This is a genomic window from Variovorax sp. 10N412, from assembly GCF_056394985.1.
In genome coordinates, this window is sequence record NZ_JBFTIO010000008.1 from 218,080 (window position 1) to 242,705 (window position 24,626).

Sequence of the window (24,626 nt, forward strand, 5' to 3'; positions counted from 1 at the left end):
CATGAACACGAACAACAGCAACACCATCCCGGCCTTCGGCCTCGGTACCTTCCGCCTGAAGGGCCAGGTGGTCATCGACTCGGTGAAGAACGGCCTCGCCGTGGGCTACCGCGTGATCGACACGGCGCAGATCTACGGCAACGAAGCCGAAGTCGGCCAGGCCATCGCCGAAAGCGGCGTGGCCCGCAAAGACCTGTTCATCACCACCAAGATCTGGACCGACAACTACGCCGCCGCCAAGCTGGTGCCCAGCCTGAAAGACAGCCTGGCCAAGCTGCGCACCGACCATGTGGACCTGACGCTGATTCACTGGCCCTCGCCCGGCAACGCGGTGCCGGTGGCCGAGTTCATGGGCGCGCTGACCGAGGCCAAGGCGCAGGGGCTCACGAAGCACATCGGCGTGTCGAACTTCAACATCGCGCTGATGAAGGAAGCCATTGCCGCCGTGGGCGCGCAGAACGTCGCGACCAACCAGATCGAGCTGCACCCCTACCTGCAGAACCGCAAGGTGGCGGCCTTCGCTGCGAGCCAGGGCATTCGGATCACCTCTTACATGACGCTGGCGTACGGCAAGGTGCTGAGCGACCCAGTGGTCGAGGCCATTGCCAAGGCGCACGGCGCCACCGCCGCGCAGGTGGTGCTGGCGTGGGCGATGCAGCTGGGCTACGCGGTGATTCCGTCGTCCACGAAGCGCGCGAACCTCGAAGGCAACCTGAAGGCGCAGCAGCTGAAGCTGACGGACGCAGACATGGCGCAAATGGCCGCACTCGACCGCAATGAGCGCCTCACCGACCCGGCCGGCCTGTCGCCGGCGTGGGACTGAACGGCAACGCCATGAGCAAAGACATGGCAAGCGCCTTGCCTTTCGCGGGCCGTACGTTCGAAGTGCGCTACGGCGACACGATGACCGCGCTGAACATCTACGCGGCCGACGGCCAGACGATGCGCTACGAGGTCACGGCCGGCCCCTTCACCGGCGCGACCGCCGAGGTGCGCTACCAGAGCGAGCAGCTCGCCCCCGGGCTCTACGCGCTCTCGTGGCAAGAGGCCGACAAGGGCACGGTCGTGCACGTCGACGACTTCGAGGCCGGGCAATCGCGCTCGTACTACACGACGGCTGGGCACGACTTCGTTCGCATGGCCGGCACCTTGCGCGAAGTGAAGGCGCCGTGATGAACACGACGCTGCAAGCGCTGGCTGAAAGGCGCGGGAGTCAGCACGCCGCTTCCGGCGTCTCGACCCCTTGCACGACAAAGAAGCGCTTCATGCCGTCGAGCGTGTCGAAGAAGCCCTTCTTCGATCGGCGCAGCGGCGTGCCGTCGAGCAGCCTGTAGCTGGTAGCGCCTCTGATCGCCGGGTACCGCTTTGAAATGCTCACGCGGTACAGGCACTCCGTGTACTCGAGCACGGTGGCTGTCTTGTCGCGCGCATCGACGACTTCGAAGCGGCCCGTCTCCTGCAGCACTGATTCATAGGTAGACATGGTTCCGTTTTCTGCATCGCGCGAAAACGAGAAAACTGCCAAAAGTGCAATGCTGGAGTAGGACAGTTGCGCATGTCTGGGGCCGGGCGCAGCCACGCCCCGGGGCTGTGCGACCATCGCCGGCCCCCCTCCTGCGGAACACCTCGATGGACATCAAGTTTTGCGGCAACAGCGCCAACGCGAACCCCTCGCAGGGCCTGTGCGACGAGTACCGGTTGAGCGACATCGCCAGCCTTGACGAGCTGGCCGTGGCCCGCCGGCAGATTGCCGCCGACCACCCCGGCTGCACGCCGCTTTTTTCACTCGATGACTTCGGCCAGGCGCGCTACACCTCCGGGCATGCGCGCATGAACATGGCGCTGGAGGACGTCGCCGGCCTCGACATTTCGGGCCTGCCCGCGGAGTGCTTCGAAGACGGCCAGTACCTGGGCTACCTGAGCACGAAGGCGGAGTTCTTCATCTGCCTGCACAACTTTCGCAAGCACACGGCCACGTTCTCGTTCGACGACGCCTGCGCGCACGGGCTCACGCTGGACGACGAAGGGCTGCAGGAATGGATCGGCTACCAGAACGATCCACTGTCGCTGCTCGACCAGCCGGTGTCGGCGCTGGTGGTGCCAGTCTCGCAACCGCATGAAGCGCTCGCGGCCTTTCCGAACGGCTACTTCACCTGCGACCTGAGCCCGGCGCTGAACTTTGCGGTGGCGCGCCATCTGCACAGCGCGCACGGCTATGAGCTGATCGGCGTGGGTGCGTCGTATCTGGGCTATCTGCGTGCGGCGCCGCCAGATGCGGCGGCAGCCAAGGCCATTGCGGCGGACCTGTGCGCGCTCTACAACGCGGACGACGAACACCGGCAGGCACTGGCCGATGCGTTCACCCAGGCCATCGAAGGCCGAACGCACCTTTGGCTGCGTTACGTGGAGTGACCATTTCGCGCGGGGCCTACCCCGCGGCGATCTGGCCTTCCATCTCTCGGGGAGCGGCTTCTGTACCGGGCAGCGGGCGCAGGTTCAGCGGATCGCATGCGGCGCTCAGCGCGGCCGCGACCAGTTCCGGCGACTGGCGAAGCTCGGCAATGTCGCGCTCGCCGACGCAGTGGCCGTGCAGCCGCACGTAGATGCGTTTGAAGTCGCCGCCGAGGGCGTTGGCCACGTCGCTCAGGCACTCGGCGAGGGTGGCAAAGCCGCAGTCCTCGTACGAGCTGGGCGGTACTACCCCCTTGTAGCGGGGCGCGCGCACGGAGTAGGCGTAAAACGCCCCCTCTTCCCGAAGCTCCACCACGGGCTGCAGGCTGCGTTGTGCTTCCCCTGTGCGTTCCATCGCCGCAGTCTACGTGCGGCAGGCTGATTCACCGCACGCGGTGCAGCCTGCCGGCAACAAGGTCTGTAAGCAGTGCCAACACGAGGGCGCCTGCGCCCAGTGAGAAGAGCAACGCATGGTTACCACCCGAATGCCCGAGCAGCCACGACATGCCGTAGGCCGCGCTGGCCTGCAGCACGGCAAAGCCGGTGGTCGCGCGGCTCCATGCCGCCTTCTGCAGCGACGGATGGTGCGCCAGCAGTTCCTGCACGCGGCCCAGAACCAGCGGCACGATGCCCGGCGTGAAGGCGCCGACCACCGCGCTGGAAACGATGAGCCCGCCGTGGCCGATGAGCCCCAGCGCAGGCAGCGCGAGCGCCACCGCCTGCACGCCGAAGGCGATGCGCAGCGCGGCGCCGAAGCCGACGCGGTCTGCCAGGTAGCCGCTGAGCACCGGGCCAACGATGGCGCCCAGCCCGAACACCACCCAGTACTGCGCACCGACCGCCAGCCCCTGCCCCAGCCCACGCGCGACGAAGTCGACCAGAAAGATCATGTGCGGCACGAGGCCCACCGCGTTCAGCGCGTAGGAGATCGTCAGCGTGCGCAGCGCGCCCTTGGCGACGGGCGGGCGCGACGCATGCACATGTGCCGCACGCGCGGCATGGGCCACAGGCGCCGCCTCCGACGCAGGCCAGCCGTGCCACGCAACCACCGTGAGCAGCAGCGCAAGCACGGCCAGCCCGAGCCACGTCGCCGAAAGGCCCTGGCGCAGCAGCAAGGGCACCAGCGTGCCCGAGGCCGCAATGCCCAGGCCGATGCCCGCGAACACCATGCCGCTGGCCAGCCCGCGCTGCTGCGGCATGACGTGCGCGAGCACGGTGGGCGCGGCCAGCACCATCAGCGCGCCGCCGGCAATGCCCGAGACCACGCGCCAGCCGAAGAACCATGCAAAGTCGATGGGCCATGCGCAGGCGAGCAGCGAGGCGGCCGTGGCCAGCATCATGGCGCGCAGCACGGTGCGCACCGGCCAGCGCGCCGACATGGGCCCGCCGAGCAGCGCGCCCAGCAGGTAGCCCACGAGGTTGGCCGCGCCGAGGTAGGTGGCGGCCGAGGCGCTGAACCAGCGCGCTTCGATGATGGCCGGCAGCAAGGGCGTGTAGCCGAAGCGCGCCAGCCCCAGCCCGACCAGCGTGGCGCAAAAGCCCGCGAGGATGGCGCGCCACGGCGGTGCGGCGCGATGCAGCTGGTGCGGAACAGTCACCGTATCGGCGGCGGCAATGCGCGGGCCTGCGGCCATGGAAGCTCTCCAGTGAATCGATGCTTCGATGCTATGGATTGCCGCGCTGCGAGTGAATCCCTATGCTTGGGCATTCAGTATTTCGGAACAAGGAAGAATCGTGGACCGCATCGACGCCATGAAGGTCTTCGTCGCAGCGCTGGCCGAAGGCAGCCTGGCCGGCGCGGGCCGCAAACTGGGCAAGTCGCCCGCGGCCGTGAGCCGCGCCATCGCGTTCCTTGAAACGCACGTGGGCGCCGAGCTGCTGCACCGCACGACGCGCTCCATTCGCCTGAGCGACGCGGGCGAGCGCTATGCGGTGGCGTGCCGGCGCATCCTTACCGACCTGGAAGAGGCCGACATCGCCGCCGCAGGCGAACGCTCGGCGCCGCGCGGCCGGCTGACGGTAACGGCGGCGGTGGCGGTCGGCGAGGCGCTGCTGCGGCCCATCCTCGACGAGTTCATGAACGCGCACCCCACGGTGTCGGTGCGCCTGCACCTGCTCGACCGGCCGGCCAACCTGATCGACGAGGGCATCGACGTGGCGCTGCGCATCGCGCACCTGGCCGACTCCACGCTGGTGGCGCTGCCGGTGGGCGAGGTGCGCCGCGTGGTGACGGCGTCGCCGCGTTACCTGGCGCGGCACCCGCGCATCGAACAGCCGGCAGACCTGGCGCAGCACCAGGTGGTGGCCATGACGCACTTCGGCATCGACTCGTGGAGCTTCACGCCGCAAGCGGGCTCCACCATGCCGCGCACGGTGCAGTTCACGCCGCGCTTCGTGGTCAACAGCCTGCGCGCGGCGGTGGCCTCGGCGGCCGAAGGGCGCGGCGTGCTGCGCTCGTTCTCGTACCACGTGGCCGACGAGGTGGCGGAAGGTCGGCTGCGCATCATCCTGGCCAGCGACGAGGCGCCGCCGCTGCCGGTGCACTTGGTGTCGCCGCACGGGCGGCTGTCGGTGCCCAAGGTGCGGGCCTTCGTCGACTTTGCGTTGCCCAAGCTGCGCGCGGGCTTCGCGGCGTGGAGCGAGGCTTGTGCGCCCAAGGCCAAGGCTGTGCCGAAGGCCAGGGCCAAGACGGTTTCCAAGCCGCGGCGCGGCTGATTCGCTCGCTGCACGGAAGATTGTTCGCCGAACGTCGGGCATTCACTCTTTGAACGGCTGAATCCACACTTCCTTCCACGACGGCGCCGCATGTCGCGGCCCGCTAACCGGAAGGAAACTCATCATGACTGCACAGAACCCCAAGGGCGGCCAGACCGCCGTCGTCACCGGCGCCAGCAGCGGCATCGGCTTCGCCATCGCCCGCCGCCTGCTCGCCGACGGCTGGAACGTGGTCGGCAATGCGCGCAGCGACGCGCGGCTGCAGGAGGCCGCGCGCCAGCTGAACGCCGGCGACCGCTTTGCCGGCGTGGCCGGCGACATTGCCGACCCGCGCACCGCGCAGGCGCTGGTCGACCATGCCGTGGCGCGCTTCGGCGCCGTCGATGCGCTGGTCAACAACGCGGGCGTGTTCCTGCCCAAGCCCTTCATCGACTTCACGCCCGAAGAGATCGAAGAACAGATCGCCATCAACGTGAAGGGCACCATCTTCGCGTCGCAAGCGGCGGCGCGGCAGATGGTGGCGCGCGGCTCGGGCGCCATCGTGAACATCACGGCGTCGATCGCGCTGCAGCCGCGCAGCAATGTGCCGGCCTTCATGGCGGTGCTGCTCAAGGGCGGGCTGAACGCCGCCACGCGTGCGCTGGCGCTCGAACTGGCGCCGCACGGGGTGCGCGTGAACGCGGTGGCGCCCGGCATCATCGACAGCCCGATGCACCCGGCCGAATCGCATGCGTTCCTGAAGACGCTGCAGCCCACCGGCCGCCTGGGCACGGTCGACGAAATTGCCGATGCGGTGCTCTACCTGGTGAACGCGGGCTTCACCAGCGGCGCGGTGCTGGCGGTCGACGGCGCCGCGGCCGCCGGCAACTTCTGAACCCCGAGCGCAAGGAGACCACCATGCCCTACGTCAACGTACGCATCACGCGCGACGGTGTCACGCGCGAGCAGAAGGCCACCGTGATCGCGGAGATCACCGACACGCTGCAGCGCGTGCTGGGCAAGAAGCCCGAACTCACGCACGTGGTGATCGACGAGATCGACACCGACAACTGGGGCTATGCCGGGGAAACGACGACCGTGGTTCGCGCGCGGGAAAGCGCGAACCGCAACGCCGAGCGGTAGCAGCCCCCGGTTCAGCGCAAGTCGAACAGCGCAGCCGCATTGCCCCAGGCAATGCGCTGCGCCACGTCGGGCGGCAGGTCGCCCAGCCACACGCGGTAGCCGCGCATGATCTCGTCGTAGGCGCTCCAGCGCTGGTTGACCCAGGTGTCGGAGCCGACCAGAAAGCGCTCGGGGTACTTGAGGATGAGCGCGCGCCATTCGGGGCACAGCGTGCCGCCGTCGCAGGTGAGCCCGGGGCGGTAAGACAGCTCGCCCATCAGCAGCGGGTAGCGCTCCAGCAGCGCCTGCACACGCTCGATGGGCGCGCCGCCGATGCCGGTGTGGGCCCAGATGAGGCGCAGGTTGCGGCCCTTCGACGGCGCGTTGGCCATCAGCAGGTCGATCGCCTCGTCGTCGACGTGCGCGAGCACCGCGAGCTTCTGGCGCTCGGCCAGCGCGACGAGTTTCTTGGCTACGGGGCCGTTGGCATTGGCGCTGTCGTACAGGTGGAACTCGCCCAGGCCGCGGTACGGCCCGCTCGGGGTGCCGCGCGCGAGCTCGGCCTGCACCATGTCGTAGATGGTGTCGTCGCGGAACCAGTTGCTGTAGTCGTCGCGGTTGCGGTACAGGCGCACGAAGGGCACCACGGCCACGCCGGCGGCGCGTGCCTCCTTCGACGCGGCCAGGGTCTGCGTGCCCGCGTTGGGGCGCGAGTTGGCGACGATGGCCTTCACGTGGTTGCGCTGCATGCGCGACAAGGCTTCAGCGGGTGGGTACGGGCCGGTGTTGCCGTCCCAGGCTTCCTGGTTGTAGTGCAGGTGGGTGTCGAACAGCGGGCCGGCATAGCTGTTGCGCGCTGCAGGTGCTTGCGCAAATGCCTGCGACGCCAAGAACGAGGAGGCGGCCAGCAGCAAGGTGGCGAGGGTCGCAGGGGCGCTCATGGTGTCCTCGATATGTAGGAAGCGGGATTATCCCGAGCCTGCGTGCAGGCCATCGCCATACCCATTCACATCGAAACCCTGAGGCGCAACGGCAAAAGGCATGCTGCGCGAGGCAGCATGCCTTTCAGGTCCGGTCAGGAAGAGGCCGAAGCTCAGCCGGCGTTCTTCAGCGACTGCTTGGCCTTGTCGGCCGAGGCCTTCGAGCGGTTCTTGTGATAACCCGACTTGACGTTGTTCACGGCCTTGCCGACAGGGCCGCTCTTCTTGGCCTTGCTGTCGGCCTGCTTCTCGTCGATCTTGTGCTGGGCGGCGTCGGTTGCTTCGGAGGCGGCCTTGCCGATCTGTGCGCTGGCGGTGCCGGCTGCAAGCAGGGTGAGCGACGTGGCGATGGCGATCAGGGCTTTGTTCATTGAGCGGGTCCTCCGGTTGTTGAAATCAGCCTCGATGGTTGCACCGGCTTCAGCGCCGCCGTGTCAGCCGTGGCCGCGCATGGCGTGGCGGACAAGCCCGACAAAGGGCTCCGAGTCCCTCAGCGGATCGACCCCAGGTACGCATCGACAAACCCGCCCCAAAGCCGCTGCACGGTGTAGGTGCCGTGGCCGTCCAGCCCCTTCGGCGGCACCAACACCTCGAACGTCCCTTGCCCGCCGGCCGACTGGAATGCATTGAAGTTGCCCCGGCTGTGCGCGATGGGGTAGTACGGGTCTGCCTCTCCATAGAGCCAGAGCGTAGTCCCGGGGAAAGCGGCGCCGCGCTTGAACAGTTCGCCGTTCACCTTGACTGCGTCCGGGCACCCGGCGCCGATCCAGCCGCCGACGAAGTTGATCGCCCCCACCACCTCTTGCGGATGCAGCCCTGCATAGGCCGTCGCGAGAATCCCGCCGCGCGACACGCCGCCGATGACGACGCGCCGGGCGTCCACATCGCTGCGCTGCCGGACGTGCGCCATGGCCACCTGCATGTCTGCCAGCGCGCGGTCGAAACCGGGCAGCGACAGCGCGGCCTGGCATGAATAGCGCGAGCGGTCTGCTTCGAAGCCCTCGTCGTACAGCCCTTCCGAGTGGCCCCGGCCGCGGCGCTGCGGATAGACGACCTGCCAGCCCCGCGCGACGAAGAACGCGCTCACCTCGGGGCTGACCCACGTCAACCCGAACCATTCGGGGCGATTGCCCATGCCGGTCGATCCGTGGTTCATGACCAGGGTGGGAAAGGGTCCGTCGCCTTCGGGCCGGTGCACGATCATTTCGAGGCGCACGGGCTTGCCGTTCTCGGTGAACGGGGTGTCCAGCCATTCGACGCGGCGCACATAGGCAGGCGGGCGCCGCGACAGCACGCCCACGGACAGCAGCTGCGACTCCGGCCGCCACACGCCCATTTCCATGTCGCCGTCCTTGCGCAGGCGCAGCACGAGCTTGGCGCCCGTCTTCAGCCGGACGTGGAGTTCGTCTTTCTCGAAGCGGCCGGGGGCTTCGTCGACCACCGTCTGCAGCGGGCTCGCAGCCACATAGGTGACCGTCGCGCCCGTGGCGGAGAGGTCGCGAATGGCGATCTTGACGTCGCAACCCGCGCCGCGACAGGCCCAGCCGCGCCAGATGCCGCTCCACTGCGCGACCTCGGCCGGCGCGGTGGTGTCCTCGGCCAGAGCGGCCACCTGCGGCGGCAACTCGGCCGCCACGGCACTTTCGGACACGGCGCGCGGAAGATCGCCGATGTAGCTGGGCCAGGCCGTCTGGGCCGATGCGGCCATGCAGACGCCGAGCAGGAACGCAGCCAGAAACAATCGCTTCACCAGGATCTCCCGAAGTTTTCCGGGCGATTGAATCACACGCGAGGCCGCAGCCGCCGGGTCAGCCTGCCGGGCGAGCGCGGCGCGTGGCCGCCCAGTCCGAAAGAATCTGCACGGCTTCGGCGGCCAGCTTCTGCTCGGCAGGCAAGCTGCGGCTTTCGAGCGCGGCACCCGCCTCGATGCGCAGCACCTCGACATCGATCGGATGGCGCGCCGCCACGCTCACGCCCTCGAACGCCTCGCCCGACTGCGCGAGCGACGCCGCGTAGTACAGCTTGCCGATGCCCGCGATGTGCATGGCCGCCACGCACATGGCGCAGGGCTCGCACGAGGTGTACAGCTCGCAGCCCGCGAGGCTGACCGTGCCCAGCTTGCGGCAGGCGTCGCGAATGGCTTCGATCTCGCCGTGCGAGGTGGGGTCGGCGTGCGCGACGGAGTGGTTGAAGCCCTCGCCGACGATGGCGCCGTCCTTGACGACGACAGCGCCGAAGGGCTCGGTGCCGGGCTGCGTCAACGCCATGGCCGAGAGGGCGAGCGCGCGCTGCATGAATGGCTGGTGGTACATGGGGGTCAGGCCTTTCCTGCGCTGTCGAGCGCGTTGATCGGTTGCAATGCATGGGGCGCCTGCGGTGCGAAGAGCCCGGCCATGGCCGCGGCATAGCGGCGCGGGTCGAAGCACAGCATGAGCGGCAGCAGCACCACGACCACCACCGCCAGGTACGCCCATGCGAGCGTGAAGCCGCCCGTGTGCTCGCGCACCCAGCCGGTGACGAAGGGCGCGAGCGCCGCAATCATGAAGCCCACGCCCTGCATGAAGCCCGCGAGCGCGCCGGCCTGCGCAGGGTCGCCCAGGTGGTCGAGCGCCAGCACCATGCACAGCGCAAAGGCACCGCCCAGGCCGAAGCCCAGCACGACGGCGATGGCCGGCGCAGGCACGGGCACCTCGAACGTGAGCGCGGCAAAGCCCGCGAGCTGCGCGAGCAGCGTAAGCACCAGCCAGGGCCGCATGTCGCGCCCCCGGCTGCGCGCGATGGCCGGCATGGCCAGCGCGGCCACCACCTGCGCGAGCGTCATCAGCGCGAGCACCGAGCCGCCCTGCTGCGCGCTCCAGCCCTGCTGGGCATAGAAGTGCGGCAGCCACGCGACCAGGCTGGTGTAGCCGCCGTTGATGAGGCCGAAGCACACGGCCAGCAGCCATGCGCGGCGATTGCCGAAGCAGCGCAGCCACGAGAGGTTCTGTCGCGGTGCGTCGGCGGTGAACTGCATGCGCCGCATGTTCAGCCAGTACAGCAGCGCGAAGGTCGCGAGCAGGGCCCAGATGGCCAGGCCCGCGTGCCAGTCGGGCTGAGTGCCGCCGAACGCGTGCGCCACCCACGGGCTGGCCAAGGCGCCGAGCCCGCCGCCGCCCATGATGGCGGCGGAGTACAGGCCCGTCATCACGCCGATGCGCGCCGGGTAGGCCTGCTTGACCACGCCGGGCATCAGCGCCTGGACGAGGCCGACGCCCGCGCCCGCGAGCGCCGCGCTCCACAGCAAGGCCGCTGCGCCGCCCGCCGCATAGCGGCTCGCGCAGGCGGCAGCGATGGCGGCCAGGCCGGCCGCAACGCCGGCCCGCGCACCGATGCGCTGGCCCACGGCCGCGCCGACCAACGACATGGCGCCCATCGCGAACATCGGCAGCACCGTGAGCAGGGCCACCGCATGAAAGCCGATGCCCGTGGCCTGCCGGATGGCCGCCAGCAGCGGGCTGCTCGACGTGAGAAAGGCGCGCAGGTTCAGCGCCACCAGCACGATGACGACGGCGAAGGCCATGCCGCCATCACGGCTGCTTCTGGCGCTCACAAGGCGGCCACGTCCGCCTGCAGCACACCGTTGCGCGCCACGATGCGCCCGCCCGACACCACCAGCCGGCGCACGGGGCGCGACACCACGGCCTGCGCGACGGTCTGCGCGTCGAGCAGCACCAGGTCGGCGCGGTTGCCGGGCACCAGCCCGTAGGCCTCGAAGCCGCAGCCGCGCGCGCCGGCATGCGTGACGGTGTCCAGCGCCACTTCGAGCTCGTCGTCGCGGCGCAGGTTGTAGCGCAGGCCGATGATCATGGCGCGCTCGAGCATGTCGGGGTTGCCGTACGGCGACCAGGTGTCGCGGATGCCGTCGTTGCCGCCGAGCACGGTCACGCCGGCTTGGCGGCAGGCCATGAGCGGCGGCACGCTGCGCGAAGGCGGCGCGCTGGTGACGAGCACCACGCCCAGCTTCGCCATGCGCGCGAGCAACGCTTCGCGCTCGCGCTCGCTCACGTCGCCCAGGCAGAAGCCGTGGCTGATCGCCACCCGGCCCTGCATGCCCAGCGCCTCGGTGCGCTGCAGGATCAGGTCGAGCGAAAACGCGCCCATGGCACCGGGCTCGTGCAGGTGGATGTCCAGCGGGCGCTGGTGCTTGTGGGCGATGCCGAACAGCACGTCGAGCGACTTCACCGGGTCGCCGTCGATGGCGCAGGGGTCGAGGCCGCCGAGCACGTCGGCGCCCATGGCGAGCGACGCATCGAGCAGCTCGGCCGTGCCGGGCCGGCCCAGCAGGCCCGACTGCGGGAACGCGACGACCTGGATCTGCTGCACCTCGCGCAGCGCCTCGCGCGTGCGCAGCGTGCCTTCGAGGTGGCGCAGGCCGGCCTGCGTGTCGACGTCGACGTGCGTGCGCAGCCGCGTGGTGCCCAGCGCGAGAAAGGCCTTGGCCAGCACCAGCGACTGCACGGCGGCGTCGTGGCCGCTGGCGTGGCGGAAGGCGCGCTCGTTGTCGATCTTGTCGGTGAGGTGGGTGCCGACCTCGTTGCGGTACCAGTCCATGCCCCACAGGGTCTTGTCGAGGTGGGTGTGGCCTTCGACCAGGCCGGGCAGCAGCAAGGCGCCCTGCCCGTCTTCGACGGTGGCGCCGGCAGGTGCGGCCAGCCCCGCGCCCAGCTCGGCGATGTGGCCGTCTTGCACGCGCACGTCGGTGGCGGCACCGCCCATGGGGCGCACGTTGCGGATCAGGAGCGAGGACATGGGTTGTGTTCTTTCAAGGACATCGAGCGGCGGATCAGGCCGGTTGTGCGGAAACGGTGCGCGGCACGATGCGCGCCGTGAACAGCGCGACGATCACGAACACCAGCGCATTGGTCGCCAGTGCCACCAGCCCGGTGTTGAGCGACTTGAACACCACCGGCGCCGCGGGGAACAGCGTACCCAGGTTCGAGCCCGTCGTCATCATGAAACCCAGCACCGCGCCGCCCGCCAGGATGCCCGCGAAGGCCGCGTGCTTGTTGCCGAAGGGCCTCTTCATGAGGCTGAACAGCAGCGAGGGCAACAGCTGCGTGAGCAGGCTGGACGCGAAGATGGCCACGGCCACGATGGTGGTGCCGCCGCGCAGCACGAAGTACACCGCCACCAGCGCGAACACCGGCAGCACGCCGCGTGCCACGCGCGACACCTGCTTGTCGGTCGCGTGGTGGGCGAAGCCTTCCTTGTAGACGTTCTTGCCGATCACGGTCGATGCGGTCAGCAAGATCATCGAGCCCGGCACCAGCGCCGTGAGCACGCCCGTGCCGCCGATGACGCCGACGAACCAGGGGTCGAAGGTGTGCTTCACCAGGCCGAACAGGGCCAGGTCGACCTCGGAGCCCTTCAGGCCCGGCACCTGCAGGATGGCCGCGAAGCCCACCAGGAACAGGAAGGCGATGACCACCTGGTACAGCGGCATCAGGATGGTGTTGCGGCGCACCGCGCTCGCGCTCTTGGCCGCGTACACCGAGGTGAGGTTGAACGGGTACAGGTAGTAGCCCAGCGCCGTGAGCAGCACGGTCGAGTTGTACCAGGTGAGGTTCAGGCCCTCCTTGGGGAACTCGAAGAAGCTCGGGTTGGCGGCATGGATGGCCGTGAACATGGGCGTGACGCCGCCGTAGTAGTGCCAAGGCAGGTAGATGGCCAGGAACACCGCGAGCGCCAGGATGAGCACGTCCTTCACGATGGCGATGCTGGCCGAGCCGTGGATGCCCGAGAACAGGATGTAGCTCACCATGACCACGGTGCCGATCCAGATGGCCACCTGCGGCGCGATGGTGCCGTACGAGGCTTCCGACACGATGATGCCCAGGCCGCGCAGCTGGATGGTCAGCAGCGCCACCATGCCCATGAGCGCCACCACCGACACCAGCACGCCGAGCGGGCGGCTGTTGTACTTGTGCGCGAAGAAGTCCGAGAACGACACCAGCTTGTGCGTGGTGGCGTAGCGCCACACGGCCGGCAGCATCCAGAAGGCCATGAGGTAGGCCAGCCCGCCGTAGGCCAGGATGTAGAAGGCCGGCGTGCCCTTGCTGTACGACCAGCCGCTCGCGCCCAGGAAGGTGAAGGTGGAGAACGACTCGCCCGCCATCAGCAGGAACACCATGATGGCGCCCAGCCCGCGCCCGCCGAGCGCCCATTGCTCCAGGCTCATGGTGCGCCCGCGCCGCGCGAGCACCGCGAGGCCCAGCGCGCCGACGACGAACAGCGCAATCACTGCCAGCGCGGCGTTCATTGCGTGCCTCCCGCTGCGGGTGCGTCGATGTCGCCTTCGGCGCGGTCGATGACCACCATGATCAGCGAGGTCAGCACCAGCCAGCTGACGTTCCACACCATCAGGAAGGGCATGCCGAGCACGAAGGTGGGCGCGACGGATGAGAGCCACCCGCCGCTGAAAAAAGCGACGACGGGCAGCGCGGCCAGCCATTTGACGGATTTCATCGGGGAGCCTCGATTCCAGGTTTGGTTGAGAGTTGAATTCGTTTTTGGTTGACCATACTTATTTAGTTTGGTTAACCAAACCGGGCGAATGGTACGGAGCGGGGCCGCCCGCGTCAATCCGGGGGATTTCCCGGAGGCGACAGGGCGCGGGCAATAATCGCCACGCCTATGCCTTCCACCGCACGCAAATCACCCGCCCCCACCGAACCGCCGCAGCCCTCGGACACCGACGACGCGAACGTGGACGAGCGCGTCTACGCCGCCGTCTCCAAGGCCCTGCTCAGCGGCAAGCTGCGCCCCGGCACGCCGCTGCGCGAGCGCGCCCTGGCCGAGGCGCTGGGCTGCACGCGCGGCGCGGTGCGCAAGGCGCTGGCGCGGCTGGGGTCTGAAAAGCGGCTGGTGCTGGAGCACAACCGCGGCGCCTTCGTGCCCAACCCGTCGATAGCGGACATGCGCGGCATCTACCGCGCGCGGCGCATCGTGGAGGCCGGGCTCATCACCACGCTGTTCGGGCAGCTCGCGCGCGAGCAGGTGGCCGCGCTGCGCAAGCACGTGCAGGCGGAGCAGAAGGCGTTCAAGGAAGGGCGGCGCGAAGACTCGATTCGCCTGGCGGGCGACTTCCACCTGCTGCTGGCGCAGATGGCGGGCAGCGACGAGCTGCTGTCGTACATCCAGCGGCTGATTTCGAACACCGAGCTGTACAAGGCGCTGTACGACTCGGCCGAGGCCGCGAGCTGCGCGCCGCGCGAGCATGAACAGATCATCGAGGCGCTCACCGGCAAGTCGCTGGACAAGGCCCTCGCGATGGCGCTGGAACACCTCGACGAACTGGAGCAGCGCGTGATTGCCGGCGCGGCGGCCGAGCACGAGGTGGACCTGGCCGCGCTGTTGAACGGCAGTGCGCCGGCACGCAGCCACGGGCACGATCACAGCCACTGAGGCGTTCAGGTTTCGCACGCAGGCGAAGCCTGCATCTTCGAAGGCCGGCAAAGCCTGCATCTGCGAAGGCAGGCAGAGCCTGCACGTTTCGCTCTGCGGCGAAGTGTCGGCAGGCCGGTCTCGCGAAGATCGGCGCACCATGCACACCACCGCTCCCGCCGCTTCAGGCAAACCCCACGCCCCCGCCTTCGAATGGGCGCTGCTCGCGGTGCTCGCGACCTGCTGGGGCGCTTCGTACACCTTCATCAAGATCGGCGTGGCGACGATTCCACCGGTCACGCTGATCGCGGCACGCACCCTTGTCGCAGGCCTGCTGCTGCTCGCGGTGCTGCGCATGCGCGGCGTGCGCCTGCCCAAGGACGCTGCCACATGGCGGCGCTTCGTGCTGCAGGCCTGCCTGAACAGCGTGCTGCCGTTCACGCTGATCGCGTGGGCCGAACGCAGCGTGGACGCGGGGCTGGCGACCATCCTCAACTCGACCTCGCCGATCTTCATCTTCCTGCTGGGGCTGGGCGTGGGCGGCTCGGAGAAGCCCACGCTGCGCCGGTTGTTCGGCGTGGGCGCGGGGCTGGCGGGCATCTGCCTGATCGTGGGCTTCGAGGCGCTGAACGGCCTCGGGCATTCGCTGCTCGCGCAACTTGGGCTGGTGGTGGCCGCCGTCTGCTACGGCTGCGCCGCGATGTTCGGCCGCGTGTTCAAGGGGCTGGACCCGATGGTGCCGGCGGCCGGCTCGCTGCTGAGCGGGGCGGCGATGCTGCTGCCCGCGAGCCTGCTGGTCGACAGGCCCTGGACGCTGTCTCCTTCGGCCGAATCGATGCTGGCGGTGCTGGCGCTCGCGGTGCTGTCGACGGCGCTGGCCTTCACGATCTACTTCCGGCTCATCAAGACGCTGGGGCCGATGTCCACCGCTGCGCAGGCTTATCTGCGCGTGCCCATCGGCGTGATGATCGGCGTGGTGTTCCTGGGCGAGACGCTGGCGGCCACGGCGTGGGCCGGGCTGGCGTGCGTGGTGGCCGGCGTCATCGCGATGACGATGCCCGAGGCAAAACTTTTGCGCCGAAGCCTTCGATTTTTACGCGGCTTTTAGACGCTCGCTCCTACGCTGCCGGCTCCTCCATCCGTTAGCGAATTCTTTCGATGAAACACCTCCTTCGCATCGCCTTGCCGGTGCTCGTTCTCCCCACCCTCGCCGCCCTGCCGATGCTCGCGAACGCGCAGCTCACGGGCAACGTGGCGCTCACCACCAACTACAAGTTCCGCGGCCAGGACCAGGACATGCTGGGCAAGAACGACTACGCGAAGACCGGCGCCTTCAAGCCCGCCATACAGGGTGGCTTCGACTACGCCTTCGGCGACAGCGGCTTCTACGTGGGCAACTGGAATTCGAGCGTCAACTGGCTCAAGGGCAACAGCCTGGAGAGCGACATCTACGGCGGCTACAAGTTCAAGGCCGGCCCGTTCGACATGGACGTGGGCGCGCTCACCTACATCTACCCGGGCAACTCGTCGGGCAACACCACGGAGCTGTACGGCAGCGCGGGCTACACCGACGAGGCCATCGGCTCGTTCACGCTGAAGTACTCGCACACGGTGTCGAAGGACTACTTCGGCTACGCCGGCAACAAGGCGGGCTCGGGCCTGAAGGGCACCAACACCGGTTACCTGAACCTGGCGTACAGCAAGGAGATTCTTCCCAAGGTCACGCTGAAGGCGGCGGTCGGCTACACGAACATGTCGAGCGACATCCGCAGCCTGGGCTACAAGAGCTATGTGGACTACAACGTGGGCGCGTCGTACGACTTCGGCAATGGCCTGTCTCTGGCCGGGTCGGTGCAAGGTGCAAACAAGCAGAGCGCTTATCTTGCGGTGAGCAACCCCGGTGTGGACCTGGGGTTCGGCGCTTTCGGCCGCCAGACCTACTCGCCCAACAAGGCGCGCTTCATCCTGACGCTGACGAAGACGCTGTAGCCCTGGCGACGGCCCGTGCACCGGCGCCGAACAACGGCGCCAGAAATCAATCGATGCTGATGTTCGCCGCCTTGGCGACTTCAGCCCACTTCACCCGGTTGTCGTGCACGGTCTTCTTGAACTGTGCCGGCGTCTCGATGCGCACCGTGTTGCCCTGGCTCTCGAAGCGCTCGCGGATCTCGGGGGTTTCCAGCACCGCCTTCACCGCCGCGTTGAGCTTGTCGACGATCTGCGGGTCGGTGCCCTTGGGCGCGAAGATGCCGAACCAGATCGAGCTGTCGAAGCCCTTGGTGCCCGGCAGGCCGCTGGAAGCGATGGTGGGCACCTCTTTCACGGCCGGCACCGCCGCGGCGGTGGTCACGCCCAGCAGGCGCACCTTGCCGGCCTTGTAGTGCGGCAGCACCGTCTGCACCTGGTTCATGATGCAGCAGGTCTCGCCGCGCACCACCGAGGTGATGGCCTCCGGGCCGCCCTTGTAGGGCACGTGCACCATGCTCAGCCCCAGGCGCGAATTGAACTCGGCAAACGCCATGTGCGTGCCCGCGCCATTGCCTGTAGACGCATAGTTGTACTTGCCCGGGTTGGCCTTGACCAGCTCGACGAATTCCTTCAAGGTCTTGACGTTGACCACGTCCGGATTGATGGTGAGCACGTTCGACACGTCGAGCACCGGCGCCACCGCGATGAAGTCGGCCTCCACGTCGAAGGGCAGCTTCTTGTACAGCGCGGCGTTGCTGCCATGCGTGGCGGCGGTGCCGAACGCGAGCGTGTAGCCGTCGGGCTTGGCATGGGCCACGTAGTCGCTGGCGATGTTGCCGGCAGCGCCCGACTTGTAGTCGATGATGACCGGGCGGCCCAGCTGCTTCGACAGCGGCTCCTGAATGGCGCGGGCCACCACGTCGACGCCCGAGCCGGCCGGGAAGCCCATGATCAGCGTGACGGGTTGCTGGGGCCAGTCTTGCTGGGCGAAAGCCGCCGGAACAGCGAGCGATGCCGCGGCAAGCAGCACGGCGCGGCGGGCAAGACCTGCGCAACGGGCCCAATGGGTCCAGTGGGCAAAAGCAGAGGAACGAGAATAGGCCATGTCAGTCTTTCTTCGGAGCAGGCGGTGCAAATCGCGAAAGAGCGAATTGTGGAGCGCGGCTCATGCCCGTTTCCCCATGAGCTTATGCACGCGGCCTGCCGTTTCAAGCACCTGCCGCGCCCGCTCCCCATAATCTGCCCATGGTCCGCCCCACCCAACAACTACACCCCCATCGCGAGCCCGCGACGGTGCGCGCAGCCGCCACCGTGCTGCTGCTGCGCGACACCGACGCCGGCTTCGAAGTGCTCATGACGCGCCGCTCGGCCACTGCCAGCTTCGCACCCGGCGCCTATGTATTTCCCGGTGGCCACATCGACGCGGCCGACGAAGCCGCCAAGCGCATCGCCACGCGCCGCTCCACGCAAAGCCGCGTGCAGCGCACGCAGGCCATCGCGGCCATTCGCGAGGCCTTCGAAGAGCTGGGCGTGCTGCTCGCGCACCATGCCGACGGCCGCCCCGTGAGCGCCGACGACATCGCCGCGATGGACCGCAACGACACCGCGGGCACCGCCTTCGCCGACCAGTGCGCGGCACGCGGCCTGGTGCTCGATTCGGACCAGGTGTTCATCTTCGCGCACTGGATCACCGACCGCGACCTGCCCAAGCGCTTCGACGTGCCCTTCCTGGTCGCGCGCATGCCCGAAGGCCAGGTGCCCTCGGCCGACGAAAGCGAACAGTTCGAGCCCTGCTGGGTGCGCCCGGCCGACGCGCTCGCGCGCCATGCGGCAGGCACCTTCTTCATGATCTTCCCGACCGTGCGCACGCTGCAGCGCATGGCGGCGTACACCACGGTCGATTCGGTGCTCGCGGCCTGCGCGCCCGGCGGCGCCGGCGGCGCAGGCGAGAGGCCGCTGTGGACCAGCTGCCCGCGCGGCGGCCTGCTGAAAGGCCAGGACGTGCGCTACATGGAGCACGAGCAGCCCTTCGGCGAGCTCGCGCTGGTGTGCCCCGACGGCCAGATGCTGCACACGCTCGACTGGCAGAGCGAGCAGCCGGTGCCGCTGCTGAAGAACGTGATGCGCCTCACCGCGCCCAACCCCAGCGCCATGACCGGGCCGGGCACCAACACCTACATCGTGGGCGATGCGGCCACGGGCTACATCGTGATCGACCCGGGCCCGAACGACTTCGACCACATCGGCCGGCTGTGGCGCGCCACGCACGGCGACGTGCGCATGATCGTGTGCACGCATTCGCATGCCGACCACTCGCCGGGCGCGGCGCCGCTGCAGGCGCTGTGCAAGGACACGAAGCCGCCGATCCTGGGCCTGTCGTCCGCGCCGACCGCGCGCTCGTCCGCGCGCTTCGTCGCCGAGCGCGAACTGCGGGACGGCGAGCGGCTGGTGCTGTCGGGCACCGCGACGGAAGGCAACCCGCCGACCCACACCCTGCGCGTAATCCACACCCCCGGCCACGCGGCCAACCACCTGTGCCTGGTGCTCGAGGAAGACGGCCTGCTGTTCTCCGGCGACCACATCCTCAACGGCAGCACCACGGTGGTCGACCCGCCCGACGGCGACATGACGGCCTACCTCGATTCGCTGGACACGCTCGATGCGGCCTGCGAGGCGGGGCACGTCGAATTCATCTTGCCCGCGCACGGCTACGTGATCGGCGCCGCGCGCACCGCCATCGGCATGCTGAAGGCGCACCGCCTGAAGCGCGAAGCCAAGATTGCCGCGGCCATGCGCAAGCTGCCCGACGGCACGCCCGAACAATGGCTGCCCATCGCCTACGACGATGTGCCCGAGCGCATGTGGCCGGTGGCCGCCCGCTCGCTGGCTGCGCATGTGGCGCGCATCCGGCAACTGACTGCAACTTGATGAACAAGAACGACCACAACAACTCCCCCCGGAACGACGGCGCCGACGAAGGCATCCGCCTGGCCAAGCGCGTGGCCGCGTTGGCCGGCGTGTCGCGCCGCGAAGCCGAACTGCTGATCGAGAACGGCGCGGTGCGCGTGGACGGCATGCAGCAGATGCTGCCCCAGTCGCGCGTGCTGGCGCACCAGCAGGTCGAGATTGCCGCGGGTGCGAAGCCCGAGCCCATCGTGCCTGTCACATTGCTGCTGTACAAGCCTGCAGGCATGCCGACCGACAACGCACACCGCCTGCTGGTGGCCGCGAACCACCACGAACCCGAACGCGCCGGCCAGCGATTCCTGGCGGTGCACACCAAGGGGCAGCGCTGCATGACGCCGCTGGAAACCGGCGCCAGCGGCCTGGTGGCGTACACGCAGGAGTTCCGCATCGAACGCAAGCTGCAGGAAGACGCGGGCATCCTCGAACACGAGGTGATGGTGGACGTGGCAGGCCAGGTGAGCCCCGAGACACTGGCGCGGCTGGAGCGCTCGCCCGCCCGCGTGAGCATCGGCCGCCAGAGCGACGAACAGACCGGCCTGCGCTTTGCGCTGAAGGGCGCGCAGCCGGGGCAGATTGCGCACATCTGCGACAACGTGGAGCTGCGCATCCTGGCGATGCGGCGCATCCGCATCGGACGCGTGCCGCTCGCGGGGCTGCAGCCCGGCCAGTGGCGCTACCTGGCGCCCGACGAGCGCTTCTGAAACTCTTCGGGCTCGTTCGGGGCGCTTTCGGGCCCCTCGTGCTCGTGGGCTTTTTCGAATTCTTCTGACAAGGGACGACAACAACGATGCATCTACGCGCTGCCCTCGCCTGCTCCATGCCCCTGGCCCTGGTAACGGGCTGCTCGTTCTTTCCGCTCTTCGAGCCCACCCCGCCGCCCGCACCGTCCACGCCGCCCCCGCCCGTGGTCACCCGGGACGGCCTGGCGCCCATCACCGAGGCGCAGGTGGAGCGCATCCGCGAGGCCCTCGGCGGCAAGCCGCCGAGCCCCGCGGTCGACAAGGTGCTGCGCAGCGCATCGCCGACCATCGAGTCGTTCGTGCGCACCGAGGGCTGCATCACCGCACGCAACGGCGCGGTGCTCAGCCCCTTCGCGGCGCCCGGGCGGCTGTTCGACGGCACGGGCTTCCAGGGCGGGCCGATGTCGGAGATGCAGTACCACGACAAGACCGCCTGCGTGACGGTGCAGCGCATCCAGAACTGGAAGATGGTGACGCCGAAGCTGCTGCGCTTCGAGGTGGTCTACGTGGGCGACGACGGCGAGGAACGCGCCGTGAAGCGGCACGAACTGACGCGCCAGCCGAAGGGCGGCTGGCTCTTCACGCGCTGAGAGTGCGTCAGCACCTCAGGCGCCGAGGGCGTCCATGCGCCTTTGCGTGAGCAGCGCCACCGCGAACGACAGCTGCGCCACGATGCCCGCCCCCGCCAGCACGATGGCCGAGGCCAGCGCCGGGTTGCGGTGGCCCATGCCGGCCAGCGCGGTGCACAGCGCGCCCACGGCCATCTGCGTGAAGCCGTACAGGCCCGAGGCCGAGCCGATGACGTGCGGGTTCACGCTGATCGCCTGCGTCAGCGCGGCCGGCGAAGCCATGCCGCAGCCGACCGTGAACAGGAACATGCTGGCGACGATGAGCGGCACCGACAGATGCCCGGTGAGCGCCGCGCCCAGCAGCACGAAGGCCGCGGCCACGCTCAATGCGTTCGAGCGCACCATGAGCCGGTCGACGCGCACGCGCGAGATCAGGTGGCTGGTGAGAAAGCTGCCCAGCCACACGCCCGACACCAGGATGGCCAGGTAGATGCCCGCCTCGTGCGCCGGCCGGTGCAGCTGGTCCACGAAGATGAAGGGCGCCGATGCGATGAAGGCATACATCGACGTGGTGGCGCAGCCCCCGCCGATGGAAAAGCCCAGGAACGCCGGCGAGGCGAGCAGCTTTTTGTAGTTGCGCGCCAGGTCACGCGCATTGACGGCCGCGCCGGGCGCGCCGGTCTCGGGCATCAGGCGCCAGGTGAACAGGAAGCCGACCACGCCCAGGCCGAACAGCGCATAGAAGATCGAGCGCCAGCCCAGCGTGGTGGCCAGCGCGCCGCCGATGAGCGGCGCGAGGCTGGGGCCGACGGTGACCATGAGGTTCATCAGCGCGAGGCGGCGCGTGGCCTCCTGCGGCTCGGCGGTGTCGCGCACGATGCTGCGGCCCAGCACCAGGCCCGCGCAGCCGCCGATGGCCTGGAACAGCCGCGCGGCGATGAGCGAATGCACCTCGGGCGCCATGGCCGCGGCCAGCCCCGACACGCAATACAGGCCCAGCCCGAACAGCAGCACCGGCCGCCGTCCGTAGCGGTCGGCCAGCGGGCCGTACACCAGCTGCCCCACCGCGAGCCCGAAGATGTAGAGGCTCACCGTCATCTGCATGGCGCCCATGCCGGCGCCCAGGTTCTTCGCGGCAATGGGCAGCGCGGGCACGAAGATGTGCATGGCCAGCGTGCCGCTGAAGGTGACCAGCGCCAGCAGCCACAGCGGCGCGTGGGGGCGGCGCTGCGGCGCGGAGGTGACGGTGGCGGTCATTGCTTGGTGGTGCGCGCGCGGGCCGGGTCGGCGCCTTGCGCAAGGTTCGTATCGTCGGGCTCCCAGCCGCCGCCCAGTGCCATGAAAAGCATCACCTGGTCGTCGGACAGCTGCGCCTCGCTGGCGGCCAGCGCGGATTCGCTCGCGGCCAGCGCGCGCTCGGCGTCGAGCGTGTCGAGGTAGCCGGTGCGGCCGTTCTGGTAGAGCTGGCGGGCCTGGCGCGCCACGATGGCGCTCTGGTCGCGCGAGGCTTCGAGCGCGGCGCGTCGGTCGAGCTCGCGGGCGTAGGCGCCCAGCGCGGTCTCGGTCTCTCGCAGCGCCGTGAGCACGGTGCCGTCGAACCTGGCAAGCGCGCCGCGGGTGCCGGCCTCGGCCTGCGCGATGCGCGACTGGACCACGCCGGTGTTCGGAATCGTCCACGAGATCAGCGGGCCGAGGCTGTAGCTCATGCTGTCCTTGCGGCCGAAGTCGGCGGCGGTGCTGGCCGACATCGCCGACAGGCCGATCGACACGTGCGGGTACAGGTCGGCCGTGGCCACGCCGATGCGCGCGGTGGACGCGGCCAGCGTGCGCTCGGCCTGGCGGATGTCGGGCCGGCGGCGCAGCAACTGCGCGCCGTCGCCCACGGGCAGCACGCCGGCCACGCGCGGCGGCGTGGTGCAGCTCGCCACTTCGCGCGGAAAGTCCTGCGGCAGTGCGCCGGTGAGCGTGGCCAGGCGGTACAGCGCGGCCTGGCGGCTGGCCTGCAGCGGCGGCAGCGCGGCGTTGAGCGACTGCAGCTGCGCGCGTGCGCGGCCCGCGTCGATGGCGCCCTCGCGCCCGGCGTTCTGCAGGCGCTCGGTGACGTTCACCGCGTCTTTCTGCAGGCTGACGGACTTCTGCGCGATCTCCAGGCGCAGGCCGGTGGAGCAGGCTTCGGCGTAGGCACGCGCGGTGCCCGCGGCGACGTTCACGCGCACCAGGTCGAGCGCGGCTTCGGCGGCCTCGGTGTTGGCGGCGGAGGCCTCGATGGCGCGGCGCAGCTGGCCGAACAGGTCGACCTGGTACGACAGCGAGGCGCCCAGGCTGTAGTTGAAGGTGGTCGGCGGCTCGTAGCCGCGCTGCAGCAGCTGGATGCCCGACTGGTGGCCGAACGACGGCCCGCCGCTCACGCCGAGGGTGGGGTACTTGCCGCCGGCCACTTCGTCGTCGATGGCGCGCTCGCGCTCCAGGTTGGCCACGGCCTGGCGCAGGTCGGTGTTGTGGGCCAGCGCCTGCTCGACGAGGCGGTCGAGCAGCGGGTCGTGGTACAGGCGCCACCAGTGCGCGGGCAGCGGCGCGGCGCTGGCGGGCGAGCCTGCGGCGGCGCCCGCGAAGGGTTTGCCGGCGGCGCCCTGGCTGGCCACGGCCTCGGCCGGCTGCTTGTAGTCGGGGCCGACCGCAGCGCAGGCCGCGAGCGCGGCTGCGGCGGCCAGCGTCGCGATGCGAAAGACGAAGCGGGTCGTCATGGTGTTCATCCCTTCTGCGGTGCCGCCGAGGCGGGTTCAGCAGCAGGCTCGGCGGCCGTCCTGCTCTGCGCGGTCTTGTTGTCCAGCACCTGCACGGTGACCGTCTGGCCCGAGACCAGGCGCGCGCCTTGCGGCAGCGGGTCGAGCTTGATGCGCACCGGAATGCGCTGCGCCAGGCGCACCCAGTTGAAGGTCGGGTTCACGCTGGGCAGCAGGTTGGCGCTGGTGGAGCGGTCGTGGTCGGCAATGCCGGCGGCCACACTGTCGACCGCGCCTTCGAGCACCGCGCCGCCGCCCATGGGCGTTACGCGCACGCGGTCGCCGAGGTGGATGCGCGGCAGCTTGGTTTCCTCGAAATAGCCCTCGACGTAGAAAGACTGCGCATCGACCAGCGCCAGCACCGGGCGGCCCGCCGCGGCGTAGCTGCCCTGGCGAAGGTCGAGGTTGGTGACCAGGCCGTCGGTGGGCGCGCGCACTTCGGCGCGCTGCAGGTTCAGGCGGGCCGAGTCGAGCGCCACTTCGGCCTGCGCGACGGCGGCCTGCATCTGCTCGACGCGCGAGCGGGTCTGCTCGCGCGACTCCTTGGAGATGAGGTCGCTCAGGCCCACGTTGCGCGCGTTCTCGCGCTGCACCTGGGCGGCCATGGCGCGCTGCGCGGACAGCGCGGCCTGCGCCTGGCGCACGGCCAGGTCGTAGCGCGCGCGGTCCACCTCGAACAGCAGCGTGCCGGCGGCCACCGACTGGTTGTCGCGGATCGGCACGGCGGTGACCAGGCCCGACACATCGGGCGCGATCTGCACGACGTTGGCGCGCACGCGGCCGTCGCGCGTCCAGGGCGCGAGCTCGTAGTGGTCCCACAGGCGAAAGCCCGCCCACACGGCGGCGGCCACCATGGCCACGGTCAGGAGCACGCGGCCCAGGCGCGGTGCCCAGGGGTTGTCGGAGAGGAAACTGGCTTTCATCGGAATC

Annotated in this window: 27 protein-coding genes; 12 read left to right on the plus strand and 15 right to left on the minus strand. The window is 69.3% G+C overall.

The genetic code is table 11. The annotated features are described in order from the left end of the window. Position 1: 1 nt before the first annotated feature. Positions 2-823: a 2,5-didehydrogluconate reductase DkgB gene (gene dkgB, locus AC1DJH_RS20405; RefSeq protein ID WP_478186936.1), complete on the plus strand. Its 822-nt coding sequence runs from the start codon at positions 2-4 to the stop codon at positions 821-823. Positions 824-834: 11 nt separating this feature from the next. Continuing rightward, on the plus strand, positions 835-1,173 hold the full coding sequence (locus AC1DJH_RS20410) for a MoaF-related domain-containing protein (protein WP_478186937.1): 339 nt from the start codon (positions 835-837) through the stop codon (positions 1,171-1,173). A gap of 40 nt (positions 1,174-1,213) precedes the next feature. On the opposite strand, the gene AC1DJH_RS20415 is transcribed toward AC1DJH_RS20410, so the two are convergent. Then, positions 1,214-1,600 (minus strand): hypothetical protein, encoded by a 387-nt coding sequence (locus AC1DJH_RS20415; protein ID WP_478186938.1) that lies wholly within the window; start codon positions 1,598-1,600, stop codon positions 1,214-1,216. Positions 1,601-1,629: 29 nt separating this feature from the next. On the opposite strand from AC1DJH_RS20415, the gene AC1DJH_RS20420 reads away from it, so the two are divergent. Further along, the gene (locus AC1DJH_RS20420) at positions 1,630-2,412 is read left to right on the plus strand and encodes a hypothetical protein (protein WP_478186939.1); all 783 of its coding nucleotides are present in this window, start codon (positions 1,630-1,632) and stop codon (positions 2,410-2,412) included. A gap of 16 nt (positions 2,413-2,428) precedes the next feature. On the opposite strand, the gene AC1DJH_RS20425 is transcribed toward AC1DJH_RS20420, so the two are convergent. Both AC1DJH_RS20425 and AC1DJH_RS20430 read right to left on the minus strand, forming a co-directional pair. Next, positions 2,429-2,806, minus strand: a complete 378-nt coding sequence (locus AC1DJH_RS20425) for a hypothetical protein (RefSeq protein ID WP_478186940.1) — start codon at positions 2,804-2,806, stop codon at positions 2,429-2,431. Between the two features lie 28 nt (positions 2,807-2,834). After that, positions 2,835-4,085, minus strand: coding sequence for a YbfB/YjiJ family MFS transporter (locus tag AC1DJH_RS20430; RefSeq protein ID WP_478186941.1), 1,251 nt, complete (start codon positions 4,083-4,085; stop codon positions 2,835-2,837). A gap of 100 nt (positions 4,086-4,185) precedes the next feature. Here AC1DJH_RS20430 and AC1DJH_RS20435 point away from each other — a divergent pair, with 100 nt between their 5' ends. The 3 genes from AC1DJH_RS20435 to AC1DJH_RS20445 all read left to right on the plus strand — a co-directional run bounded on the left by AC1DJH_RS20435 (position 4,186) and on the right by AC1DJH_RS20445 (position 6,288). Then, positions 4,186-5,166 carry a LysR family transcriptional regulator gene (locus AC1DJH_RS20435; RefSeq protein WP_478186942.1) on the plus strand — a complete coding sequence of 327 codons (981 nt, stop codon included), beginning with the start codon at positions 4,186-4,188 and terminating at the stop codon, positions 5,164-5,166. A 124-nt stretch (positions 5,167-5,290) separates the two neighbouring features. Beyond that, complete coding sequence (locus AC1DJH_RS20440; RefSeq protein ID WP_435486261.1) at positions 5,291-6,040, plus strand: SDR family NAD(P)-dependent oxidoreductase; 750 nt, start codon at positions 5,291-5,293, stop codon at positions 6,038-6,040. A gap of 23 nt (positions 6,041-6,063) precedes the next feature. Continuing rightward, entirely contained in the window at positions 6,064-6,288 is a 225-nt protein-coding gene (locus AC1DJH_RS20445; protein ID WP_478186943.1) for a tautomerase family protein, read from the plus strand. An 11-nt stretch (positions 6,289-6,299) separates the two neighbouring features. Here the strand turns inward: AC1DJH_RS20445 and AC1DJH_RS20450 are convergent, their stop codons facing one another. From AC1DJH_RS20450 to AC1DJH_RS20485, 8 genes are all read right to left on the minus strand, one after another. Beyond that, a complete protein-coding gene (locus AC1DJH_RS20450) occupies positions 6,300-7,208 on the minus strand; it encodes an amidohydrolase family protein (protein ID WP_478186944.1) in 909 nt (302 codons plus the stop codon). A 152-nt stretch (positions 7,209-7,360) separates the two neighbouring features. After that, on the minus strand, positions 7,361-7,618 hold the full coding sequence (locus AC1DJH_RS20455; RefSeq protein WP_116910600.1) for a hypothetical protein: 258 nt from the start codon (positions 7,616-7,618) through the stop codon (positions 7,361-7,363). Positions 7,619-7,737: 119 nt separating this feature from the next. Continuing rightward, positions 7,738-8,997, minus strand: a complete 1,260-nt coding sequence (locus AC1DJH_RS20460) for an alpha/beta hydrolase family protein (RefSeq protein WP_478186945.1) — start codon at positions 8,995-8,997, stop codon at positions 7,738-7,740. A 58-nt stretch (positions 8,998-9,055) separates the two neighbouring features. Continuing rightward, on the minus strand, positions 9,056-9,559 hold the full coding sequence (locus AC1DJH_RS20465; protein WP_478186946.1) for a nucleoside deaminase: 504 nt from the start codon (positions 9,557-9,559) through the stop codon (positions 9,056-9,058). Positions 9,560-9,564: 5 nt separating this feature from the next. Next, a complete protein-coding gene (locus AC1DJH_RS20470; protein WP_478186947.1) occupies positions 9,565-10,806 on the minus strand; it encodes a cyanate transporter in 1,242 nt (413 codons plus the stop codon). A gap of 26 nt (positions 10,807-10,832) precedes the next feature. After that, on the minus strand, positions 10,833-12,035 hold the full coding sequence (locus AC1DJH_RS20475) for an amidohydrolase family protein (RefSeq protein WP_478186948.1): 1,203 nt from the start codon (positions 12,033-12,035) through the stop codon (positions 10,833-10,835). Positions 12,036-12,069: 34 nt separating this feature from the next. After that, positions 12,070-13,545, minus strand: a complete 1,476-nt coding sequence (locus AC1DJH_RS20480) for a sodium:solute symporter family protein (RefSeq protein WP_478186949.1) — start codon at positions 13,543-13,545, stop codon at positions 12,070-12,072. Further along, entirely contained in the window at positions 13,542-13,751 is a 210-nt protein-coding gene (locus AC1DJH_RS20485) for a DUF3311 domain-containing protein (RefSeq protein ID WP_435438020.1), read from the minus strand. Before AC1DJH_RS20485 ends, AC1DJH_RS20480 begins: the two co-directional genes overlap by 4 nt. A gap of 168 nt (positions 13,752-13,919) precedes the next feature. Here AC1DJH_RS20485 and AC1DJH_RS20490 point away from each other — a divergent pair, with 168 nt between their 5' ends. The 3 genes from AC1DJH_RS20490 (at position 13,920) to AC1DJH_RS20500 (ending at position 16,658) form a co-directional block, all read left to right on the plus strand. Next, positions 13,920-14,690: a GntR family transcriptional regulator gene (locus AC1DJH_RS20490; RefSeq protein WP_478186950.1), complete on the plus strand. Its 771-nt coding sequence runs from the start codon at positions 13,920-13,922 to the stop codon at positions 14,688-14,690. Between the two features lie 139 nt (positions 14,691-14,829). Beyond that, the gene (locus AC1DJH_RS20495; protein WP_478186951.1) at positions 14,830-15,777 is read left to right on the plus strand and encodes a DMT family transporter; all 948 of its coding nucleotides are present in this window, start codon (positions 14,830-14,832) and stop codon (positions 15,775-15,777) included. Positions 15,778-15,827: 50 nt separating this feature from the next. Further along, positions 15,828-16,658 (plus strand): TorF family putative porin, encoded by an 831-nt coding sequence (locus AC1DJH_RS20500; protein WP_478186952.1) that lies wholly within the window; start codon positions 15,828-15,830, stop codon positions 16,656-16,658. 46 nt (positions 16,659-16,704) lie between these two features. Here the strand turns inward: AC1DJH_RS20500 and AC1DJH_RS20505 are convergent, their stop codons facing one another. After that, entirely contained in the window at positions 16,705-17,742 is a 1,038-nt protein-coding gene (locus AC1DJH_RS20505; protein WP_478186953.1) for a Bug family tripartite tricarboxylate transporter substrate binding protein, read from the minus strand. Between the two features lie 140 nt (positions 17,743-17,882). Between AC1DJH_RS20505 and AC1DJH_RS20510 the strand changes: the two genes are divergently transcribed. The 3 genes from AC1DJH_RS20510 to AC1DJH_RS20520 all read left to right on the plus strand — a co-directional run bounded on the left by AC1DJH_RS20510 (position 17,883) and on the right by AC1DJH_RS20520 (position 20,934). Next, complete coding sequence (locus AC1DJH_RS20510; RefSeq protein ID WP_478186954.1) at positions 17,883-19,565, plus strand: MBL fold metallo-hydrolase; 1,683 nt, start codon at positions 17,883-17,885, stop codon at positions 19,563-19,565. Then, positions 19,565-20,305, plus strand: coding sequence for an RNA pseudouridine synthase (locus tag AC1DJH_RS20515; protein WP_478186955.1), 741 nt, complete (start codon positions 19,565-19,567; stop codon positions 20,303-20,305). Before AC1DJH_RS20510 ends, AC1DJH_RS20515 begins: the two co-directional genes overlap by 1 nt. A gap of 116 nt (positions 20,306-20,421) precedes the next feature. Then, positions 20,422-20,934: a hypothetical protein gene (locus tag AC1DJH_RS20520; RefSeq protein ID WP_435486274.1), complete on the plus strand. Its 513-nt coding sequence runs from the start codon at positions 20,422-20,424 to the stop codon at positions 20,932-20,934. A gap of 15 nt (positions 20,935-20,949) precedes the next feature. Here AC1DJH_RS20520 and AC1DJH_RS20525 read toward each other — a convergent pair whose 3' ends face one another. The 3 genes from AC1DJH_RS20525 to AC1DJH_RS20535 are packed head-to-tail and all read right to left on the minus strand — an operon-like array spanning position 20,950 to position 24,619. Then, positions 20,950-22,170, minus strand: coding sequence for a multidrug effflux MFS transporter (locus AC1DJH_RS20525; RefSeq protein WP_478186956.1), 1,221 nt, complete (start codon positions 22,168-22,170; stop codon positions 20,950-20,952). Continuing rightward, entirely contained in the window at positions 22,167-23,666 is a 1,500-nt protein-coding gene (locus tag AC1DJH_RS20530) for an efflux transporter outer membrane subunit (RefSeq protein ID WP_478186957.1), read from the minus strand. The genes AC1DJH_RS20525 and AC1DJH_RS20530 overlap by 4 nt, the downstream gene beginning before the upstream one ends. Next, a complete protein-coding gene (locus AC1DJH_RS20535; protein ID WP_478186958.1) occupies positions 23,663-24,619 on the minus strand; it encodes an efflux RND transporter periplasmic adaptor subunit in 957 nt (318 codons plus the stop codon). Before AC1DJH_RS20535 ends, AC1DJH_RS20530 begins: the two co-directional genes overlap by 4 nt. Between the last annotated feature and the right edge of the window lie 7 nt (positions 24,620-24,626).